Annotated in this window: 1 protein-coding gene; it reads left to right on the top strand. The window is 66.8% G+C overall.

All coding sequences use genetic code 11. From position 1 onward, the window contains the following. The first annotated feature begins 113 nt into the window (after positions 1-113). Entirely contained in the window at positions 114-1,352 is a 1,239-nt protein-coding gene (locus ISG29_RS20395; RefSeq protein WP_194505288.1) for an IS256 family transposase, read from the top strand. The last annotated feature ends 46 nt before the right edge of the window (positions 1,353-1,398 follow it).

The following is a 1,398-nucleotide window of genomic DNA, read 5'->3' as shown; positions in this document are numbered from 1 at the left end:
GAGTCCCGTGGAGTGGTGGGGTTTGAGGACCGGCGTGGTGGCGTGAAGTAGGCGGCCATCGGCGGAATCTTCGGTGTGAAACGACCAAGTCACGCACTGAAGGAGAACCACCGATGGCCTTGTCCCAGTCTGCCCTGTCCGAGCTTCTCGAGGCGTTCCGCACCGGCGATGGTGTCGACATGATCCGCGAGTCGGTCCGCACCGTGCTCCAAGAGCTCGTCGAGTTCGAGGCAACCGGCGCGGTCGGCGCCGAGCGCTACGAGCGCACCGACGAGCGTGTCACCGAACGCAACGGCACCCGTCCCAAGCTGCTGGCCACCAAGGCCGGCGACATCGAGGTCCGGATCCCCAAGCTGCGCAAGGGCTCGTTCTTCCCCTCGATCCTCGAGCCGCGGCGACGGATCGATCAGGCGCTGTATGCGGTGGTGATGGAGGCCTACGTCCACGGCATCTCCACGCGCAGCGTCGACGACCTCGTGGTCGCGCTGGGCGCCGATTCTGGGATCAGCAAGTCCGAGGTCTCGAGGATCTGCGAGCAGCTCGATGAGTCCGTGGGTGCCTTCCGCACCCGCGCGCTGGACCACACCGCGTTCCCCTACGTCTACCTCGATGCGACCTACCTGCACGTGCGTAACAAGCCTGGCAAGGGCGGCCAGGTCGTCTCGATGGCCGTCGTGGTCGCCACCGGTATCGCCGCTGACGGTTCCCGCGAGGTGCTGGGACTCGACGTCGGCGACAGCGAGGACGAGACGTTCTGGCGTGCCTTCCTGCTCAGCCTCAAGCAACGCGGGCTGGGCGGAGTGCAGCTGGTCATCAGCGATCAGCACTCCGGGCTCGTGGCCGCGCTCAAGCGCGCCTTCCAGGGCTCCGCGCACCAGCGGTGTCGAGTCCACTTCGCCCGCAACCTGCTCGCGCACGTGCCGAAGACGCACGCCGACATGGTCGCTGCGGTGTTCCGCACGATCTTCGCCCAACCCGACCCCGAAGCTGTCTCGACGGCCTGGGACGAGGTCCGTGACCAGCTCGCCGGCTCGTTCCCGAAGGTCGGGCCACTAATGGACGCCGCGAAGGCCGAGGTGCTCGCCTTCACTGGCTTCCCCAAGGCTCACTGGCGCAAGATCTGGTCGACCAACCCGCTCGAGCGAGTCAACAAGGAGATCAAGCGCCGCAGCCGCGTCGTGGGGATCTTCCCCAACGCCGCCGCCGTCGTCCGCCTCGTCGGCGCGATCCTCATCGACATGCACGACGAATGGATCGCCGGCGACCGCCGCTATCTATCCGAGGAGTCCATGGCCCTGCTCGCCGACACCATGGATACTGAACACCGTGCCGCCATCAACAGCGGCGAGTAGGGCACCGAGGACCACCTCAAAGCCCACCACCCAACGGGGCTCTGTC

The organism is Nocardioides acrostichi (assembly GCF_015319165.1).
GTDB lineage: Bacteria > Actinomycetota > Actinomycetes > Propionibacteriales > Nocardioidaceae > Nocardioides > Nocardioides acrostichi.
The sequence above is the reverse complement of the archived record's forward strand: the minus strand, read 5'-3'. Positions and strand labels throughout refer to the sequence as shown.

Coding starts and splice junctions, on each gene's coding strand:
- ISG29_RS20395 (WP_194505288.1), top strand. CDS start 114: ATGGCCTTGTCCCAGTCTGCCCTGTCCGAGCTTCTCGAGGCGTTCCGC.